The organism is Niallia sp. 03133 (assembly GCF_052663225.1).
The window spans coordinates 136,052-156,906 of record NZ_JBQTCY010000006.1 but is presented as its reverse complement, the minus strand read 5'-3'; the positions used below and the strand labels follow the sequence as shown (position 1 = coordinate 156,906).

Annotated in this window: 14 protein-coding genes; 1 reads left to right on the top strand and 13 read right to left on the bottom strand. The window is 35.3% G+C overall.

Translation table 11 applies throughout. The features are described 5' to 3' along the window. Nucleotides 1-212: 212 nt before the first annotated feature. From pnpS to ACTYBU_RS10495, 6 genes are all read right to left on the bottom strand, one after another. Nucleotides 213-1,979 carry a two-component system histidine kinase PnpS gene (gene pnpS / locus ACTYBU_RS10520; protein WP_445489520.1) on the bottom strand — a complete coding sequence of 589 codons (1,767 nt, stop codon included), beginning with the start codon at nt 1,977-1,979 and terminating at the stop codon, nt 213-215. Beyond that, nucleotides 1,980-2,690: a response regulator gene (locus ACTYBU_RS10515; RefSeq protein WP_445489518.1), complete on the bottom strand. Its 711-nt coding sequence runs from the start codon at nt 2,688-2,690 to the stop codon at nt 1,980-1,982. 449 nt (nt 2,691-3,139) lie between these two features. Beyond that, nucleotides 3,140-4,078, bottom strand: a complete 939-nt coding sequence (mdh, locus tag ACTYBU_RS10510) for a malate dehydrogenase (RefSeq protein ID WP_445489516.1) — start codon at nt 4,076-4,078, stop codon at nt 3,140-3,142. A 210-nt stretch (nt 4,079-4,288) separates the two neighbouring features. Next, nucleotides 4,289-5,557, bottom strand: a complete 1,269-nt coding sequence (gene icd / locus ACTYBU_RS10505; protein WP_445489515.1) for an NADP-dependent isocitrate dehydrogenase — start codon at nt 5,555-5,557, stop codon at nt 4,289-4,291. Between the two features lie 151 nt (nt 5,558-5,708). Then, entirely contained in the window at nt 5,709-6,827 is a 1,119-nt protein-coding gene (citZ, locus tag ACTYBU_RS10500; RefSeq protein ID WP_445489513.1) for a citrate synthase, read from the bottom strand. Between the two features lie 1,244 nt (nt 6,828-8,071). Continuing rightward, nucleotides 8,072-8,533, bottom strand: coding sequence for a DUF441 domain-containing protein (locus ACTYBU_RS10495; protein ID WP_445489511.1), 462 nt, complete (start codon nt 8,531-8,533; stop codon nt 8,072-8,074). A gap of 218 nt (nt 8,534-8,751) precedes the next feature. Here ACTYBU_RS10495 and ytvI point away from each other — a divergent pair, with 218 nt between their 5' ends. Beyond that, nucleotides 8,752-9,879 (top strand): sporulation integral membrane protein YtvI, encoded by a 1,128-nt coding sequence (gene ytvI, locus ACTYBU_RS10490; protein WP_445489510.1) that lies wholly within the window; start codon nt 8,752-8,754, stop codon nt 9,877-9,879. A 225-nt stretch (nt 9,880-10,104) separates the two neighbouring features. On the opposite strand, the gene ACTYBU_RS10485 is transcribed toward ytvI, so the two are convergent. The 7 genes from ACTYBU_RS10485 to dnaE all read right to left on the bottom strand — a co-directional run bounded on the left by ACTYBU_RS10485 (nt 10,105) and on the right by dnaE (nt 20,703). Continuing rightward, nucleotides 10,105-10,494, bottom strand: coding sequence for an FxsA family protein (locus ACTYBU_RS10485; protein ID WP_445489508.1), 390 nt, complete (start codon nt 10,492-10,494; stop codon nt 10,105-10,107). A gap of 646 nt (nt 10,495-11,140) precedes the next feature. Continuing rightward, nucleotides 11,141-12,901, bottom strand: a complete 1,761-nt coding sequence (pyk, locus tag ACTYBU_RS10480; protein ID WP_445489506.1) for a pyruvate kinase — start codon at nt 12,899-12,901, stop codon at nt 11,141-11,143. Nucleotides 12,902-13,017: 116 nt separating this feature from the next. Further along, nucleotides 13,018-13,977, bottom strand: a complete 960-nt coding sequence (pfkA, locus tag ACTYBU_RS10475) for a 6-phosphofructokinase (RefSeq protein ID WP_445489686.1) — start codon at nt 13,975-13,977, stop codon at nt 13,018-13,020. A gap of 582 nt (nt 13,978-14,559) precedes the next feature. Further along, complete coding sequence (gene accA, locus ACTYBU_RS10470) at nt 14,560-15,507, bottom strand: acetyl-CoA carboxylase carboxyl transferase subunit alpha (RefSeq protein WP_445489504.1); 948 nt, start codon at nt 15,505-15,507, stop codon at nt 14,560-14,562. Then, a complete protein-coding gene (gene accD / locus ACTYBU_RS10465; RefSeq protein WP_445489502.1) occupies nt 15,501-16,370 on the bottom strand; it encodes an acetyl-CoA carboxylase, carboxyltransferase subunit beta in 870 nt (289 codons plus the stop codon). Before accD ends, accA begins: the two co-directional genes overlap by 7 nt. A gap of 174 nt (nt 16,371-16,544) precedes the next feature. Beyond that, entirely contained in the window at nt 16,545-17,177 is a 633-nt protein-coding gene (locus ACTYBU_RS10460; RefSeq protein ID WP_445489500.1) for a FadR/GntR family transcriptional regulator, read from the bottom strand. Nucleotides 17,178-17,331: 154 nt separating this feature from the next. Next, the gene (gene dnaE / locus ACTYBU_RS10455) at nt 17,332-20,703 is read right to left on the bottom strand and encodes a DNA polymerase III subunit alpha (RefSeq protein ID WP_445489498.1); all 3,372 of its coding nucleotides are present in this window, start codon (nt 20,701-20,703) and stop codon (nt 17,332-17,334) included. Nucleotides 20,704-20,855: the final 152 nt, after the last annotated feature.

The following is a 20,855-nucleotide window of genomic DNA, read 5'->3' as shown; positions in this document are numbered from 1 at the left end:
GAGAAGAGTATTTGGAATGATTTATTAGAGGTGTAAAAATGGAATAGAAATGTGAAAGCCGAAAGCGGGGTAGCTTTCGGCTTTCGAATTGCGACTTAGCCTTATGGATAAGGGGGGTCTTCATAAAGTATTGTAGCAAAGAATTGTAAATAGATTATAAGGACTATGTAAATAACATGTAAACTCGTCCCACTGTCCATTTTCTTCTTTTTTTAAAAAGGAAAATCTTTTTTCAGTTTAATTTGAAAGGTTGTTCCTTTTCCTAATTCACTATCTACTTTAATTGCCCCCTTATGCAGTTCAATTAAATGCTTTACAATAGCAAGTCCTAATCCTGTTCCGCCGGAATTTCTGCTTCTTGCTTTGTCTACTCGATAAAAACGTTCAAAGATTCTTGGGATCTCGCTTTTTTCGATTCCAATTCCGGTATCTTCCACATTTATTATTACATCTTTGCTTCTTTCCAAAACAGAAACTGTTATTTTCCCGCCATTCGGAGTATACGAAATGGCATTGGAAATGAGATTAAGAAACACTTGGGTAAGTCTGCCCCTGTCTCCTTCAATCCATATACTGTCTTGTTCCTGCTTAAAGCTTATTTCTACCTCTTTTGTTTCTGCCTTGTTTAGTAAAATCTTAATAACTTCTCCTAATATGTCTAAAATATTTAACCGTTCACGCACTAAAGCAAAGCCATGCTGCTCTAGCTTGGATAAATCAAGCAAATCTTGAATCAACTGCTGCAGACGGTCGCTTTCTTTTAAAATAATTCGCAGAAACTCTGCTAACGTCTCTTTATTTTCCATTGCTCCGTCTAATAGCGTTTCGGAAAATCCTTTAATGGACGTTATTGGTGTTTTTAATTCATGCGATACATTTGCAACAAAGTCTTTTCGGATTTGTTCTAACTTCTTTAATTCTGTAATATCGTGAAATACTAATAATATACCCATCCATACATCGTTTGCCCCGATTATCGGCACACCGTATACTTGAAAGCTTTTTTTATCCTCATTTACTTGCAGTACGAGCTGTCTTACTACTTTATGTTCCGTCATAAAAATTTCTTCTACCAGATCCGTTAATTCTCGATGCTCCAACACTTTGTAATAAAGTTTATATAAATAATCAGCTGAATGCACAGTAAACAAATCTTTATATGCTTTATTCATTAAATTTATATAACCCCGGCTGTCAATAAGCAGTAAGCCGCTCCCGATGCTTTCAATTAATGTACCGAGGCGATCTTGCTGAATCTCCTGAGCCTTCACCATATCTTGCATGTTTTTTGCCAATGTATTGATAGAGGAGCTTAGCGCACCTGCCTCATTAACACGATCTTCATATGTACGAGCATGATAATTTCCGTTAACTAGCTCAACTGCAACTTTTGTAGCAGATTCAATCGGTCTTGTATAACGGTATATCAATTTAAAGCCTATTAAAGCTAATAAACAGAACGCAGCAGCTAATGATAAACTAACAATCCAATTTATCTGTTGGTAGGCATCCTGTATATCTGCTAGTTTTAGACTGATAAATAAATATCCTTGCGTTTGATTGACTAATGATAATTTCATGGAATAATAATGAAAATCAGCATTTCCACCAATTCCCGCTTTTTTGTCTTTTTCTTTTCCTTTGATGATAGTAGATTCAATCTTATCAAGATGAGCATCATGCAGACTTTCACCCAATTCTCCTTCATCAAAAAGTATTTTCCCGTTATTATCTGTAATCGTAATTTGCAGATTTAACATTTCGCTGTATCTCTTGATTTTAGAATCATCAACAGCATAAATGCCACCAGAATCTTCTATTTCTTTTGCCACAAGTATACTTTCTCTTTTCAGCCTTTCATCATATGACTTCAAATAAGATTTTTTGTTTAGCTGACCTAAAATTAAACTTATTAGAAGAAAAACAATAAAAATAATAAACAATAGACTAGAAAGTAATTTTGATTTGAAGGTTCGCATTTATTTTGGTTCCTCTAGTTTGTATCCTAAACCTCGGATTGTTTTTATATAGATAGGCTTTTTGGTATTATTTTCCATCTTTTCTCTCAAATGACTAATATGCACGTCTACAATACGTGTGTCTCCAACAAAATCATAATTCCAGACGGCGCTTAATAGCTGATCTCTAGTGAGAACTCGCCCTTTATATTTTGCTAAATACAGCAATAGTTCAAATTCTTTTGGAGTAAGTTCTAATAATTCATCTTTAAAATAAGCTTCATAATAATTCGGCAGTATTCTTAAATCAGCAATTTTTATACTATCTTCTTCTTGGGGCTCTTTTTCAGGTGCTTCCGTCTGAAATTGAGATCTTCGTAAAACAGCTTTTATCCTGGCAATGACTTCTCTTGGACTAAATGGTTTTGTCATATAATCATCTGCACCAAGTTCTAATCCAAGTATTTTATCTAATTCATCATCTTTTGCTGTTAACATAAGAATAGGAGTATTTATTCGTTGATGACGAAGCTGTTTGCAAACTTCCATCCCATCCAGCTTTGGCAGCATTAAATCCAACAAAATAACATCTGGATTAGTTGACTGTGCCAAGTTCATGCCTTCTTCTCCATCCATCGCAGTTATTACATCATAGCCCGCTTGCTGCAGGTTGTATTGTAATAAAGTTAAAATAGACTGTTCATCATCTACAACAAGAACTTTTTTTTTCATAAATTGCCTCCAATAATTTAATTCCCCTATGAATTCCCCATTACACTTCTTTTATTATAATATATACATTTCATAAAGGAAACCTTCCATCAATGGGGGTTTTTTTCCTCCCTCACTGATGGAAAGCTTGTGATCCACAGGATGTGGATCACACAAACGTTGCTACAGGAAGCGGCGACCTTAGTTTGTCCGCCTCCCTTGGATCTTTACGAGCAATTCCCCCCACCTACCTTCCTGATTTCTCAGCATCTTGAAGTGGGGGCTTGCTGCCCGTTAAGAATGGGGGAAAAGGAAACACCCATTAACCATTGAAAATTATTAACTTGGTTAGAAAACTAAAGTGAGCACTACATAGTATAAGCTCCAACACAAAAAAGCCAATTGGAACTGCCCGCACATTCAAGGTTGAATGTCTGTTGATGACAATAATTGACTTTAAACATCTTAAATTAGTTTAGTATTGTTAATAGGTTTTTAACAGAGGCAACAGATCTTTGAAGGTCTTCTTTTTCTTGAACCGTCAACTCTAATTCAATGACCTTCTCGAGACCATTTGCACCAATTATCGTCGGAACACCAAGATAAATGTCTTGGAATCCATATTCTCCTTCTAAATAGGCAACGGTAGGAAGGATCCGTCTTTGATTTTTTACAATGGCCTCACACATTTCTGTTAAGGAGGCAGCAGGCGCATAATAAGCGCTTCCATTTCCTAATAAATTAACAATCTCTGCTCCACCATTCCGGGTCCTGTCTACAATTTCGGACAATCGTTCTTTAGAAATCAACGCTTCTAACGGTATTCCTCCTGCATAAGAATATCGAATAAGCGGAACCATGTCATCCCCGTGTCCACCTAAGACAAATCCAGTAATATCTTTTACCGATACGTTTAATTCCATTGCTATAAAACTTCTAAATCTGGCTGTATCCAACACACCAGACTGTCCAATTACACGACTTTTATTAAATCCAGATTCTTTATACACAGTATAAGTCATCGCATCAACAGGATTCGATAAGACTATTATTATACAATCAGGTGAATACTTTACAATTTCTTTTGTAACTGCCTTCATAATCTTTTGATTTGTTTGGATTAAATCATCTCTGCTCATTCCAGGCTTTCTGGCAATTCCTGCTGTTATGACCACAATATCTGAATCCTTTGTATCCTCATAGTTGGAAGTGCCTTTTATATTTGCATCAAAACCTTGTACTGGACTGGCCTCAAACATATCGAGTGTTTTTCCTTTTGTCGGGTTTTCCAATTGAGGAATATCTAATAAAACAACATTTCCAAGCTCTTTTTGTGCAAGTAGAAAAGCAGTTGTTGCTCCAGTAAAACCTGCTCCAATTACAGAAATCTTATTGCGTTTTATCACCATATTTACTCCCCCTTTTTGTCAAAAGAAAAGCACAAGCGCCTTTATCATCGACGTACGGACCTGTCTATGCCGCTTCCTTATGTCTATATCGGCGCTAGTGCATCGGTTCAAGACACTAATTACCGTAAAAAGTTGTACTTGCTCTTTGCGACAAAAAATGAAAAAGAGGAAAGAGCCTTAGCTCTTTCTCTTCCCTCTATATTCTCTATATTACTTCATGTTCTTAATAAGCTCATCGCCAAACTCAGAACATTTTACTTCTGTTGCTCCATCCATTAAACGAGCAAAATCATAAGTTACCACTTTAGAAGCAATGGTTTCTTCTACCGACTTAATCACTAATTGCGCAGCTTCCAACCAGCCTAGATGCTCTAGTAAAAGGACACCTGAAAGAATTACAGAAGAAGGATTTACTTTATCAAGACCAGCATATTTAGGTGCAGTACCATGTGTTGCTTCAAAAATCGCATGCCCAGTTTCATAATTTATATTTGCTCCTGGCGCAATTCCAATTCCGCCGACTTGTGCTGCTAGTGCATCAGAAATATAGTCGCCATTTAAATTCATTGTTGCTACTACATCAAATTCTAACGGTCTAGTTAAGATTTGTTGTAAAAAGATATCTGCAATAGAATCTTTAACAATTACTTTTCCTAAGCCTTCTGCTTCTGCCTGCGCTTTGTTTGCTGCCTCTGTTCCTTGTTCTTCTTTAATTCTGTCGTATTGTGCCCATGTAAACACTTTGTCTCCGAATTCTTTTTCAGCTAATTCGTAGCCCCAATTTTTAAAAGCACCTTCTGTATATTTCATAATATTACCCTTATGTACAAGCGTAACAGATTTTCTGCCTTCTTTAATCGCATAATTAATTGCTGCACGAACTAGACGGCTAGTTCCTTCTTGTGAAACAGGCTTAATGCCGATGCCGGATGTTTCAGGGAAGCGAATTTTATTTACACCCATTTCTTCTTGAAGGAATTGAATTACCTTCTCTGCAGCTTCTGAACCACTTTCATATTCAATTCCAGCATAGATATCCTCTGTGTTTTCACGGAAAATAACCATATCTGTATCCTGAGGTCTTTTTACTGGGGAAGGCACGCCTTCAAACCATCTTACTGGGCGCAGACATACAAAAAGATCCAATTCTTGACGCAATGCAACATTCAAGGAACGAATACCTCCGCCGACAGGTGTTGTTAGAGGACCTTTAATTGCAATTAAATATTCTTTAATAACATCTAATGTTTCAGTTGGGAGCCATTCACCTGTTTTATTATAGGCCTTTTCTCCAGCAAGTACTTCTTTCCATACGATTTTTCTTTCTCCATTATATGCCTTTTCAACAGCAGCATCTAATACTCTGGAAGCAGATGCCCAAATATCTGGACCGATTCCATCTCCTTCGATATATGGCACAATTGGATTTGCTGGTACATTTAATGCTCCATTTAATACTGTAATTTTTTCGCCTTGCATATATATCCCTCCGTTTAGAAATTTATGTTCTTCATAAACAATTTATACCTTCTTAAAAGAAGAATAAACACATAGATAAATGCTAAATCGTTTTTAAATATGTGAATATTTTTAGTATTTATTCTCAAAGGTTTTATAGAAACATACCACTCTATTCCCGTTCTTCTACGGGAATATACGTTAATCTTTCAGGACCTGTATAATCTGCTCTAGGTCTAATCAACCGGTTGTTCTCATATTGCTCTAAAATATGAGCAATCCACCCTGATACTCTGCTGACAGCAAATATTGGTGTAAATAAATCATGATCAATTCCAAGACTATGGTAAACAGATGCAGAAAAGAAATCTACATTCGGCACAAGATTTTTTTCTTGTTTCAACATAGCTTCTATCTTTATGCTCATATCAAAAAGATAACTTTCCCCTGTAAGCTCCGTCAATTTTTTCGCCATTTCTTTTAAATGCTTTGCACGTGGGTCCCCTTTTCGGTATACACGATGGCCAAATCCCATAATTTTTTCTTTTTTCGCCATTTTATTCTGAATATATGCATCTACATTTTTCAAGCTTCCTATTTCTGACAGCATTTTCATTACCGCTTCATTCGCTCCTCCATGAAGAGGACCTTTTAAAGCACCTATTGCAGAAGTAATGCCCGAATATATATCAGATAGGGTTGCTACACAAACTCTCGCTGTAAAAGTAGAAGCATTCAACTCATGATCTGCATGCAATACTAAAGCCTTATTAAAAGCTTCAATTGCAATTGGCTCAGGGACTTCTCCTGTCAGCATATATAAAAAGTTTGCAGCAAAGCTTAGATCTTTTCTTGGTCCTATTGGTTCCAGCCCTTTTCTTAAACGTGAAAAAGCTGTTACGATGGTTGGCAATTTTGCCTGTAGATTTAATGCTTTTAAATAATTTGATTTTTCATCCATCAAATCGGCATTTTCATCATATACACCAAGAAGAGAAACCGCTGAACGAAGAGCTGCCATCGGGTGAACTTGCTTTAATGGAATCATTTTTAGCTGTTCGATTAAAGAAGCCGGAAGCTCCGCATGTTCTGCCAACTCTTGTTGAAATTGTAATAATTCTGTTTTTGTCGGCAACTTTCTATTCCATAATAAAAATACAATTTCTTCAAAACCAGCATGCTCTGCCAATGAATCAATGTCATATCCAACATATGCTAATGAATCATCAATAATAGAGCTAATTGAAGAAGTTGTTGCTATTATACCTTCAAGACCCTTTGTAACTGCCATATTTTTCTCTCCTTTACTCATTACTTCCTTTACTTATATATTAACAGCCTTCATCTCACTTTTTGAATCATTATCATTGTCCACTAAATTATACTAAGCTCCTGCTAATTGGACACATATAAACGTTATAAATGCAGCTAATAGATATTTATGATAACGCTTCCCATCTCACTTATAAGTCTAAGAAGCGTTATATCTATCTTTTACTATATGTATTGCCTTCTCTTTTAATCATATACCAAAAATAGAATAATAGTCGAACAATTCCCACTTTTAATCCACATACCCTATTTACCGCCTTTAATTTTAATATAATCCTTTTAATAAGTAAATAATAATAAAGTTATCATTTATCATAAGATAAACTTATATTAAATATTTAGCATAAAGTAAACTTCCATCAATGGGGGTTTTCCTCATCCCCACTGATGGTTAGTTGCACTCATCGGATCTTTACGGGCAGTTATCCACCACCTAGCTTCCTCGATTTTTCGGTATCTTGAGGTGGGGGGCTTACTGCCCGTTAAGAGTGGGATAAAAAGTCATTAACAGTAGATACACTCTTTCCAGCCTATTAATATTTTAATTTTTGTCTGACTTTCATTGTCTACTTATCCGTTTCACCCTAACGGAACATAACTAATAAAGTTTTTGTGTAGCGGATTTATTTTTTATGAAAATGGAGGGGCCGTATAAAAAAGATAGATTATAATTAGATTATTTGTGAGATTTTTTCGTCATTTGTAAATGCTTACATTTAAATTCAAAAAAATAATAGTTTTGATCTTCAGACGGGGAGTTCATTACTACAAATTCATTATATATAATTTTTTAAAAAAAGTCTCCTTTTTAGCACTTTTTTACGCTTCAAATAGTAAAAAACCATTTTTTTCATCAAGAATAATCCTTAACAGTTTATTCCTTGATTTGAAAGTTATTCCCATCAAAAAACAGTTTTATAGCTTGCTTTTTCAATAAATTATTTTTCAATAACAAGCAAATTTTCTCCTTATACTTCCAGAAATAATGTGAAGTACATATTTACTGTTTTTTATTTAACAACAGCAAACGTTGAGACAACGTGTTATAAGCACAAATTTCAAGTTGATCGACAACGTTATTATTTTGCAGCGTGAAGCTTTAGGAGGACGGGGTTATCCAATTTAAGAAATGCACATCCGAACAAAAAGCTACTGGAAAAGCGAGCGCTTATCGACAGCAAGCAGCCATTCAATATCGTTCACTCACTTTATCCATTCCATTGCTTTAATTGCAATATATGCGATTCCTGCACCAATAAGCGGACCAACAGCAACCCCATTAAAAACAGATACAGCAAATATTGTTCCAAGGACTAATGCCGTTGTAATTTGGGGATCTTCTGCTAAAAGAGTAATTCCTCCTTTTGCTAAAAGTGCTACTAATACTCCTGATATTAATGCAATCCAGGCAAACGGAGACTTGAATGTTGATGATAAATCCTTGAATCCAATATCACCAGTGGCAATTGGGACAAGTACGGCAATTGTAATGATTGTTACTCCCCAATTGATGCCTTTTGACTGAATATAAGAGAAGGCTTTTGCATCTAATCCGATTATCTTCATGCATAATAAAAATACAATGGCAATCAACAAGGAATTATTTTTAGCGATAAATGCAATGACTACTAACAGGTATAAAAATAAATAAGACTGTGAAAACACAAACAAAGCTCCTTTCCCAAATCATTATAATAAAATAGAAGATAATCAGCCAGTAAAAATTATCTGCCATCTAGATAATTTTCGTATTTCCCCCCTAATTTTACTATACTGTATACATAACCATTTTATAAATGAAGGTTTTTCTTTTACTAGATAAAGGAATGAAAAAACGGTAGCTATTATATAATATTGAATGAAATGGATAGGAGGTTTTTCTTTTGAATTTAACGTATATTCATCGATCATTGCGCTTTTTATTTGTGATCGGACTTGTCATTTTACTATTAGTGGGCTTCTTCTATTTATCCAAGATCACTTATCCATTTATCATCGGCTTTTTAATTGCGTTTTTTATGAATCCATTAGTCAATTTTTTTCAATTTAAATGTAAGATGCCAAGAACCCTAGCGGTTGTAATCAGCATCATCATTATCTTGTCCTTTTTTGCAGGATTAATCACATTATTAATTGCGGAAATCGTTGCAGGTGCTGCCTATTTGGCCAATGTTGTTCCCAATCATATTGATACAATTATCGAATATTTGGAGGATATTTTTACAGCGCAAATCATTCCTTTATATAATCGAATTACTAGCCTTTTTAATAACCTAGGCACAGGACAGCAGGATACCATTATTTCCAATATTAAAAATGTCGGCGGACAAATTGGCAGAAGAATGGGAGGGTTTATCCAATCCTTTTTCCAAAGCATTCCCGTTATCTTATCTTGGTTTCCAAATGCAGCTAGTGTTCTTGTCTTTTCTTTATTGGCTACATTTTTTATTAGTAAAGACTGGTCACGATTGTCTTCGACTTTTGGAAAAGCCCTTCCAAACCGTATACATACAAGCAGCAAAACCATATTTTTCGATCTAAAAAAAGCCTTGTTAGGATTTATAAAAGCGCAAATTACGCTTGTTTCTATTACAACAATTATTATTTTAATTGGATTGTTGATTTTAAGAGTAGATTATGCCATTACAATTGCCCTTGTGACTGGAATTGTTGATATTATTCCTTATCTGGGAACTGGTTTAATTTTTGTTCCTTGGATTATATATGAAGTAATTTCAGGTCAAATAAGCCTGGCCATTGGTTTATCAGTACTCTATATTGTAGTCCTTGTACAACGGCAGATTATGGAGCCCAAGATTCTCTCCTCCAGTATTGGGCTTGATCCATTGGCTACACTCATTTCCCTTTTCATTGGATTTAAATTAATAGGCTTTTTAGGCTTGATTGTTGGACCAGTTACACTAGTAATCCTCAGCACACTGCATAAAGCAAATATTTTCAACGATATATGGGAATATATTATCGGCAAAGATAAAATAATCAAACCTTAGTTATATCAAAGTCTTCTAAAAAGAGGCTGTTTAATAAGTCGATTTTCAGACTTCTAGACGACTTTTTTTAATCTATTTTCAATTCAAATAAGTGTGTATGGTACAAAACTCGATCGTTTTATAAGTAAACTGTCCAATAGATGGTTTATTGATTTAGGAAGGGAAAGAAAAAGCTGAATCTAAAAAGTCGTTATTAACGAACGACTTTTTAGATTCAGCCCCTTTTTAATGAATAATGGTCACTCGATTCTTTTTTTGTATTTTACGCTGCATTGATTTAATCAGCAGTTGTTTGATTATTTTTTTTGTTGGAGGAAATAAAATGACTGCCCCCAGTACATCGGATAAAAACCCCGGCAAAAGCAATAAAAGTCCACCTGACAGCACACATAAACCATCCAAAATAGCATCTCCTGGCAATTGTCCATAACGCAGCTGTTCTTGAACATTTTTATATGCTTTTAGTCCTTGTTTTTTTAATAAGTACGCACCAATCAGTCCTGTTGCAATGATAAAAAACAATGTTTCAGCTATTCCAATAAATTTACCTAAGAGCAGAAAAACAGCTATTTCTAGAAATGGTAAACTTAATAATATCATAATAAAGTACCTCAATTAGATTCCTCCCAGTAAAACATGTTCTCTTCATTATACCCTTTATTCCATTAATAAAAAAATAATATAGAACATTCTCACATAAACTACTTACAGCAAACCCAGAATTTTAGAGAAGGATGATTAAAAGTTCCTCTATTTCTGTATGAAGTCACTGAAAAAGTGAATGCTCTAAAATAAAGGTAGGGACAATCCAAGCAACTCAGAGGTTTTCGTTCGGTTTTCTGAGGCCTGCCACACGTTTTCCACGAGGCGAGTGCCGAGCCGCTTCGTCGATACGCTCCTGCTTTCTTCTCGCCTGTCTCTCTATTCTAAGCAGGAGTCGCGCGAATCTCTCCTAACCAAAATGATGTTCGTTTTAAAACTCTCTATACCATTGTCACCCTACTAAATTTTAACATTTCACTTATTATTTATCTAATAAAACACTTTTCCAATGACCGCTGGCTGTATTAGTGGGGTTTTCATTCTCTTCGGATTTTGCCCACATTCCTTAGCTTATTTGGGATTGGGATTAGAAATTCATGTTGGATTCTATACAAAAAAGGCGTCCTCCTCTTAGTTCCATCTGCACCATATCTTCTTGAAACAAAAAGATAATGGAGTTAGGAAGAAATGAGGAGTGACGCCCCTGCTTATTATTTAATTAAAGAACACTCGCATGTCCACTATAGATTGTACCGATACGAGAATCAACTGTAATATCTTGACCTTCTGTTAATACACTAGTTGCATTCTCAACACCTACAATAACAGGTATTCCAATATTTAATCCAACAACAGCTGCATGGCTAGTTAAGCCGCCTTCTTCTGTGATTAAAGCACTGCATTTTTCAATTGCTGGAACCATATCACGATCTGTTCCAGTTGTTACTAAAACAGAACCTGGTATAACTTTTTCAAGTGCTTCAGCAGCAGTATTTGCAATGACTACTTTACCGAAGGCAGTTTTGCGGCCAATTCCTTGACCCTTTGCAAGTACATCGCCAATTACATGGATTTTCATGATATTAGTTGTACCAGCTTCACCTACCGGAAGACCTGCTGTAATAACAACCAAATCACCATGTGTTACGATTGAGCTGTTTACACCTTCTTGTACTGCAACATCCAGCATTTCGTCTGTTGATTCTGATTTATGGCTTAATCGTGGATATACGCCCCATACTAATGCAAGTTGTCTTAAAATATGTGCATCATATGTTACAGCAACGATAGGAGCTTCTGGACGATATTTAGAAATCATTCTTGCTGTATGTCCGCTTCCAGTCGGAGTGATTACTGCTTTCACCTCTAAGTTTAGAGCAGTATGCGCCACAGATTGTCCAATAGAATCTGTAATATTATGTTCTACTTCTCTGCTTCTTTTTGAAAGGATTTCTTTATGATTCAATGCTTGTTCTGCTCTTGAAGCAATATTATGCATTGTTTGTACTGCTTCAACTGGATATACTCCTGCTGCAGTTTCACCAGAAAGCATGATAGCATCTGTACCATCAAAAATGGCATTAGCAACATCACTTGCTTCCGCACGAGTTGGACGTGGGTTGCGCTGCATAGAATCCAACATTTGTGTAGCTGTAATAACAGGTTTTCCTAAAGTATTACACTTATCAATCAGCATTTTTTGCACTAATGGTACTTCTTCAGCAGGAATTTCCACACCAAGGTCGCCGCGGGCTACCATTAATCCATCAGAAACCTCCAAGATTTCATTAATGTTATCCACACCTTCTTGGTTTTCAATTTTAGGAATGATATGGATATGTGATGCATTATTGTCTTCTAATAATTGCTTGATTTCAAGAACATCAGAAGCACGACGAACAAATGATGCTGCGATAAAGTCGATTCCTTGTTCAATTCCAAAACGAATATCGTTTGCATCTTTTTCTGTAATACCAGGTAAATTTACTGAAACTCCAGGTACGTTAACGCCTTTTTTATTTTTTAACACACCAGAATTTAAGATTGTTGTATGTAATTCTCCTTCTGCTTTATCAATTTTTGTTACTTCCAAGCCAATTAAACCATCATCTAATAGGATTTTGCTTCCTACTTCTACATCGTCAATAAGTTCTGTATAGGTTACAGAAAACTTTTCTGTTGTTCCTTCCACTTCTTTCATGGAAACGATGATTTCTTTTCCGGCTTCTAATTCGATTGCGCCATCTTTCATGTTATTTGTACGAATTTCCGGGCCTTTCGTATCTAATAAAATAGCAATATTTTTTCCGGAAATTTCTGCAGCTTCACGAATATTTTTTATTCTTGCACCATGCTCTTCATAATCACCATGAGAGAAGTTTAGACGTGCAACGTTCATCCCTGATTCCATTAGACTTCTTAACTTTTCAATGCTTTCACTAGCAGGACCAATTGTACAAACTATTTTTGTCTTACGCATTTATAATTCCTCCATTTTTAGTATATTTATTATTCATCACACTTAAGAACTCAAATTAGAAAGAAGCTTTTGTTATTCAGCTGCCATCCAATCCTGAGTTCCATTACCAATTTATGTTAAATTGAAAGCTCTTTGGATAGACGGTACAAGTTATTATCAATTGTATGCTTGCGGGCAAGCGCTTCGATAATATCATAGTCCACCAATTCACTTTTTTCTATACCTACAGCACGTCCACCTTTGCCTTCAACAAGAAGTTCAACAGCGTAAGCACCTAAACGGCTTGCAAGCACTCTATCAGCAGCTGTAGGAGACCCACCGCGCTGCATATGTCCTAGAACTGATACGCGTGTATCAAAGTCAGTATTTGCTTCAATTTGTTTTCCAATTTCAATACCACTGTTTACGCCTTCTGCTACCACAATAATACTGTGTTTTTTTCCTCTTTCTTGTCCTTTTTTCAAGCGTGAAACTATTTCTTCTAAATTATATTCCTCTTCGGGAATAAGAATTGTTTCAGCACCTCCTGCAAGGCCAGACCAAAGTGCTATATCTCCAGCATTTCTTCCCATAACCTCAATGATAAATGTTCTTTCATGTGAAGTTGCTGTGTCTCGAATTTTATCAATTGCGTCAATAACTGTGTTAAGAGCTGTATCAAATCCGATTGTTAATTCTGTTCCTGGAATATCATTATCTATTGTTCCTGGAACCCCGACACATGGATATCCTTGTTCTGTCAGTGCTTTAGCACCCATATAAGAGCCGTCTCCGCCAATTACAACAAGTCCATCAATTCCGTGTTTTTTCAGCTGTTCAATTCCTTTTTGTTGACCTTCTTTTGTTTTAAATTCTTCGCATCTTGCCGAAAACAAGAAAGTTCCACCGCGATGAATGATATCACCAACAGATCCAACTTCTAATTTTTTGAAATTACCGCTGATTAATCCTGCATAACCTCCAACAACCCCATAAACTTCAACGTTATGGTAAATTGCTTTACGAACGACTGCTCTTATTGCAGCATTCATTCCTGGTGCATCTCCACCGCTTGTTAATACGCCTATTCTTTTCAATTCCATTGAAATCACCTCATACAATTTAATGCACAGCAATTATGTAGTAACATACATATACTAAATTATATAACAAACTATCTTTCTGCAACATTTGTCACAAATATTACATATTAAAAGATACTTATTCCCATTATTTGTTAAAAACAAATAAAAAATCTGCTTTAAACGCCTATTATTCCCTATAGTTACTACTTTTTTTCATAACAATTCTAACATATCACGAAGATAAATCTATCTCAACTTAAACTGAGAAAAAAATAAAATGCGGAATAGTCAGGATATTGCAATCGTTTTACCTTTTCCACCTTCTTATTTTTTCCTTTTATTTTCACCGTTTTCGGGCAATATAAACATATTTGCTGCTTTTTTAGTTCAACACATAGTTTAACATACACTTTTTAAAATTTAATATGTATGCGAAAAAAACTTAATGCCAAAATCACAAAAAAAGAGGCTCTAAATGATCACTTTCGTTTCGTTAAAGAATCCTTTTAAGATAAATAATTCTTTAAACCCTTCTTCATTTAACAAGCCTCTTCATTATCGTTATAACAAATCAATCTATTATTCCAGCTATTCTTACAAGTATTGACCCATGCTTTTAAATTTAGCGTAGCGTTCTTCTTTAAGTTCTTCTGTTGTTTTGCTTTGCAATAATTTTAATGATTTTAATAGGACTTTTTCTATTTCTTCCGCTTGTTCTTTTACATTATGGTGTGCTCCGCCTTTTACTTCTGTGATAATCTCATCAATGATGCCGAGCTCTTTTAAATCTACTGCTGTAATTTTCATTCTTTCTGCAGCTTGTTTTGCTTGACCAGCATCTTTCCAAAGAATAGAAGCGGCACCTTCTGGAGAAATAACCGAAAAAGTGGAATTTTCAAGCATATGAATATGATTTCCTACACCTAGTGCCAAAGCTCCTCCACTTCCTCCTTCACCAATAACGATGCACACAACAGGCACTTCTAAAGAAGCCATTTCAAATAAATTCCTTGCAATAGCTTCACTTTGCCCCCGCTCTTCTGCTGCCTTACCTGGGTAAGCTCCTTTTGTATCAATAAAACATACAATCGGCCTTTTAAATTTATCAGCCTGCTTCATTAATCGCAATGCTTTGCGATATCCTTCTGGATGTGGCATTCCAAAGTTTCTGCGGATATTTTCTTTAGTATCTTTTCCTCTTTGGTGGCCGACTATTGTGATCGGCAGTCCTCTAAACTTGGCAATTCCGCCGACAATTGCTTCATCATCACCAAACGTGCGGTCTCCATGCACTTCAAAAAAATCTGTAAACAAATAAGAAATGTAATCAAGAGTTGTCGGCCTATTCGGATGTCTGGCAATTTGCACTCTATCCCAAGGCTTTATATTTTCATAAATTTCTTTTTGCAATTTAACAAGTCGATTTTCCAATTTTTCTATTTCAGCAGATAAATCTACGTCTGCTTTTATCGAAAAATCATTTAGTTCTTTAATTTTTTCCTGCAGCTCAATAATCGGCTTGTCGAAGTCTAACCCTACCATTCTAATTCACCACCTGCCTGATGCATATCTAATACTGTAAATAATTTTTCTTTCATTTCTGCGCGGGGAATTACTGCATCCAGTTGTCCATGTTTTAATAAAAATTCAGCAGTTTGAAAATCTTCAGGAAGCTCTTCCTTAATGGTTTGTTCAATAATTCTTCTTCCAGCAAATCCAATTAACGCCCCAGGTTCTGCAAAGTTATAATCTCCTAATGAAGCAAAACTTGCTGAAACCCCTCCTGTTGTTGGATGGGTCATCACTGTAATATATAAACCGCCATTGTCGCTAAACTTTTTCAATGCAATGCTTGTCTTGGCCATTTGCATTAAACTTAGCACACCTTCTTGCATCCTTGCTCCTCCTGAAGCAGTAAAAATAATAAAAGGAAGAGAGAGCTCATCTGCTTTCTCAATGGCCAATGTAATTTTTTCCCCCACAACGGATCCCATGCTCCCCATTCGGAAGGAAGAATCCATAACAGCAATCACAATAGAGATGCCATTTATCTCTCCTATTCCAGTCACAACCGCTTCATTTAGTTTTGTCTTTTTTTGATCACCAGCTATTTTATCTTCGTACCCTGGAAACTGCAAAGGATTTCCTGGTTTCATCTCACTGTTTATTTCTCGAAAAGTGGATTCATCTAAAATACTTTCAATTCTTTCCATACTTATCATTGGCAGATGGTAGCCGCAGTTTAAACAAACTTTATAGTTTTTTTGCAATTCTTTTGTGTACATGATTTTGTTGCATTTTGTACACTTAGTCATAATCCCTTCCGGCACTTCATTTTTTGTAACGTCAGATGGGATTGTTGCATATTTTTTCTTTTTCGATTTCGAAAAAATTTCCTTAATCAATGTGGAAGCCTCCCCGTTTTTTTGCAATCCATTCTAGGAATCGTTTTTCATTGATAATGTTTCATTCTGTCGAAAAGCTTTTAATCAGCTTGAAATTTCACACACTAAATCTTGTCTATACTCTAAATATTAAACGGTATAGCCTTTAATGGCATCATTCAGTATTTTTCTGATTTATATTGAATCATTATATTTATCTTTTAACTTTTTGTACACTTTCACTATTTCCAATCTATCTTTCGTTTTTACAGATTCCAGTAAAAACTTATAGTCATCTTCTCCCCAATATACTGGTGTAAAACCTAAAGCATGATAATAATCATCTAAAATTGTCCACAATCGAAAATGCAAAAAGTTATCAGCAATTTTTATTATTCGTAAAAAAAATTCACTTTCACTCATTTTTTTCGTTGTTATCCACTCTGTTAAATTCTCAGCTTGTTCTGTATTCATTTTATCAATGGCTATCATCAAACAATTCAGCTGAATATAATCTTTCGTTTGTATAACATCCTGCTTAGCTTTGTGATCTTGTAAAATGAAGGTACTGATTAATTGAACTAGCTGATGACCTTGAAAATCACGTAGAAAAGTGCCTTCTCCTTTTCGTGTCTCAATTAAACCTAAAAGTTCTAAAGCTCTTAACGCTTCTCGAATGGAAGATCTGCCCACATCTAATCTTTCGCATAACGAACGCTCAGAAGGTAGTTTATCCCCTGGTTTTAAAGCCTCTCTATCAATCATTTCACGTATATGATTGACAATTTCCACGTATTTAGAACCATTGGTTATAGAAGGCTGATTCACTCTTTTCCATCACTCACTTCTTCTTTTCTATTTTTCGATGCATGATTCATTTTCAAGATAAAGTGGACCTTCCATTGTCTAAGATAGTATTTAATTAAAGTGGTCAGACCAATAGACTCATTAAACAATATAACATCTTATCCAAGTTGTAAAGTTAATCAGACAAGATCACATTATTTGAACCTAATAGAAGGGTTATTTCATTTAAGCATTCTTTCGTTGCAGAAATATTCCATTCTTGATGCAGTTGAATCGTTTTGGAGGATTGAACATAGTGTATGACCACAGGCGTATATCCTGGATATTCCTTTATGATTTTCAACAGATGATTTTTTATGCTGTCTGTTTCTTTATCACTTATTATCTTTATGTATAACTTATGTGATTTTTTAGGAAGTGACTGGACAGCCTCCTCAATTTCCCAAAGTTCTTGTACAATAAATTGTTTTTCCCCATTCCTTTCTTCCACTTTTCCATCTATTCCTATTACCTCGCCTTTTTGTATGATGGACTGGTTTTTTTTATAAACCGCTGGAAAAACAACAGCTTGCATTTCACCACTTTGATCGGTAATCGAAAGAAATGCCATTTCCTCCCCTTTTTTTGTACGAATCTTTTTTACTTCTGTGACATACACAATTCCCCGACTCTTCGGACCTATTTTCATGTTAAGTAAAGACGTACTGTTTAGATCTGAAAAATATTTTTTATAAACAGCTGCTGGATGATCCGATAAATATATGCCTAAAACATTTTTTTCATAAAATAATTTATCTTCCGCCTTCATTTTATCCACTTCAACATATTTAGGCTTAAAAAAGAAATCTTCTTCTTCAAATAAATCCTCTTGATTCAATTCTTCTGGATGTACAAGCTGAGCATGCTGAATAGCAACATCTACAGTTGCCAGCATGGTAGCCCTGTCTATCCCAAATTCATCGAAACTGCCTGCGTAAATAAGTGTTTCGATTATTTTTCTATTGATAATTTTTGGCGATACACGCAAACAAAAATCGAATAAGTCTTCAAACTTTTTTTGTTTCCTCGCTCTCACAATTTCTTTTAGCACATTATTGCCAATGCCTTTTATTGCTGCCAAGCTGTATAAAATCATCTTATGATCAACTAAAAAAGAGTAGCTGCTTTTATTAATGGAAGGAAGAGAAAGCTCCATCCCCATCTGATTTAATTCTTGTATATACTGCAATATCTTTTTTTCATTTCCGATAGCTGCTGTTAACAACGACGCCATAAAAAACTGCGGATATTTTGCTTTTAAGTAGGCAAGCTGATAAGCAATCATACTGTATGCTACTGCATGGCTTCTATTAAATCCATAATCGGCAAATCGTACAATTAACTCATAAATTTCATTTGCAGTTTGTTCCTTATATCCTTTTACTTTTGCACCATTGACAAAATGAACTCTTTCTTTATCTAACACCCCTTTTTGTTTTTTGCTGACTGCTCTTCTTAAAATATCTGCCTCGCCAAGGGAAAAACCAGCCATTTTGGAAGCAATTTGCATGATTTGCTCTTGGTACACGATAACACCGTATGTACTTTCTAAAATTTCTTTTAAATCATCGTGATAATAATGAATGGATTCTTTGCCATGTTTTCTCTTAATGTATAATGGAATATTTTCCATTGGGCCAGGGCGATACAGTGCATTTACTGCTACAATATCTTCAAATTCTGTTGGTTTTAATTTCTTTAGCACATTTCGCATTCCGTCTGATTCCAACTGAAAGATTCCCGTTGTCTCTCCGCTGCTTAATAATTGAAATACATCAGAATCATCTAGGGGAATTTCTTTTATCGCAATTTTTTTCTTTGTGGCCCGGAATATTAGATCTATGATGGACTCTATTAAAGTAAGGTTTCTTAATCCTAAAAAATCCATTTTCAACAGACCCAGATCTTCCAAATATTCCATGCTGTATTGCGTTAAATAAATATTCTCATGACCTGATTGAATAGGGATACTTTGAATGAGCGGCTGTTCGCTTAGCACTACCCCTGCGGCATGTGTGGAAGTATGGCGCGGCAATCCCTCCAGCTTGCAGGCTGTTTCAAATATTTTTTTATTTCTTGAAGATTCTTCTACAAAGCTTTGCAGACTTTTTGATTCTTGAATAGCTTGCTGTAGTGTAATCCCTAACTTTGATGGAACAGAACGAGACAATTCTTCCAATTCCTTCATGGATAATCCAAAAACACGCCCTACATCTCTTAGTGATGCCTTCGCAGCTAAGGTTCCAAATGTGATAATTTGGGCAACATGCAACTCACCGTACTTTTGCTGTACATATTCAATTACTTTTTCTCTTTTCATATCTGGAAAATCAATATCAATATCAGGCATAGTAATCCGTTCAGGATTTAGAAAGCGCTCAAATAACAGATTGTATTTGATTGGATCCACATCTGTAATATATAAGACGTAGGCAACAATTGAACCGGCAGCGGATCCACGACCAGGTCCTGTTAAAATATCATGATCCCTCGCATACTTCATAAAATCCCAAACAATTAAGAAATAATCACTATAATCCATGTTATTAATAATATCCAGTTCATAACGAAGTCGTTCCAATTGTGCATTCGTCGGTTTTTTATACCGTTCCATTAATCCCTGCGTACACAGCTCTTCTAAATATTTCTGCGCTGATTTTCCGCTTGGAATTGGGTATTTTGGCAATCCGGTAATTTTGTTATCGATTTCCACACAACAATTTTCCGCAAGATGCCAAGTATTTTCCAGCACGTCTGGCTCATCGGAAAATACGTCGACCATTTCTTCTTTGCTTTTTAAATAATATTGATTAGAATCCCACTCGTCTTCATGCATCTCTGATAACTTCAAACCATTTTTTATTGCTGTTATACTGCGATGAGCAAAATAATCATCTTGATCAATATATGTGACATTATTTGCTGCCACCGTTTTAATCTTTTCCTGTTCGGCAAGCTGTTTAATGCGTTCATTTAATTGTGCCTCTATTAATACACCATGCTTTTGCAAGGATAAAAAAAAGTGATTTGACGCAAAAATATTTTTAAATAATTTAACCATGCTTTTAGCGTGTGTATAATCTTCTGCTAATAACGACTGTTCTATCTCGCCTTCTCTTCCAGGAGTAATGGCAAATAATCCATCTGCATAATGATTTAGCCATTTGATAGGAATGCTTTTTTGATTTTTTGTTTGAACAGCACTGGAAATTTTCAAAAGCTGCTGAAATCCGATATTATTTTTTGCCAATAGAACTAGTGGATAAGCCTGCTTGTTTTCATCACTAATGACATCTACCGTTAATCCAATGATAGGCTTTATGCCTTGTTTTAAACATTCTTTATAAAAAGCAGCTGCCCCATACATCACATTACGATCTGTCAGCGCCACCGCTTTATACCCTCTTTGTTTCGCTGCGACTACTAATTGTTTTATAGATACAGTACTGGAAAGGAGGCTAAAAGCACTGGAAGCTTGCAAGTGGACAAAAGACATTTTTTTCACCATCCTATCTGCCTAACTTATATGGAAATGCCAGCTCATTAAGAGCAGCAGTCATTTTATATATTTTTTAGCTTTCTATTAGAATAACATTCGTTTTCTTACTATTATAATAGGTTTACATAAAAAAAGAAAATACGTTCTCTTTTTCCTTTCAT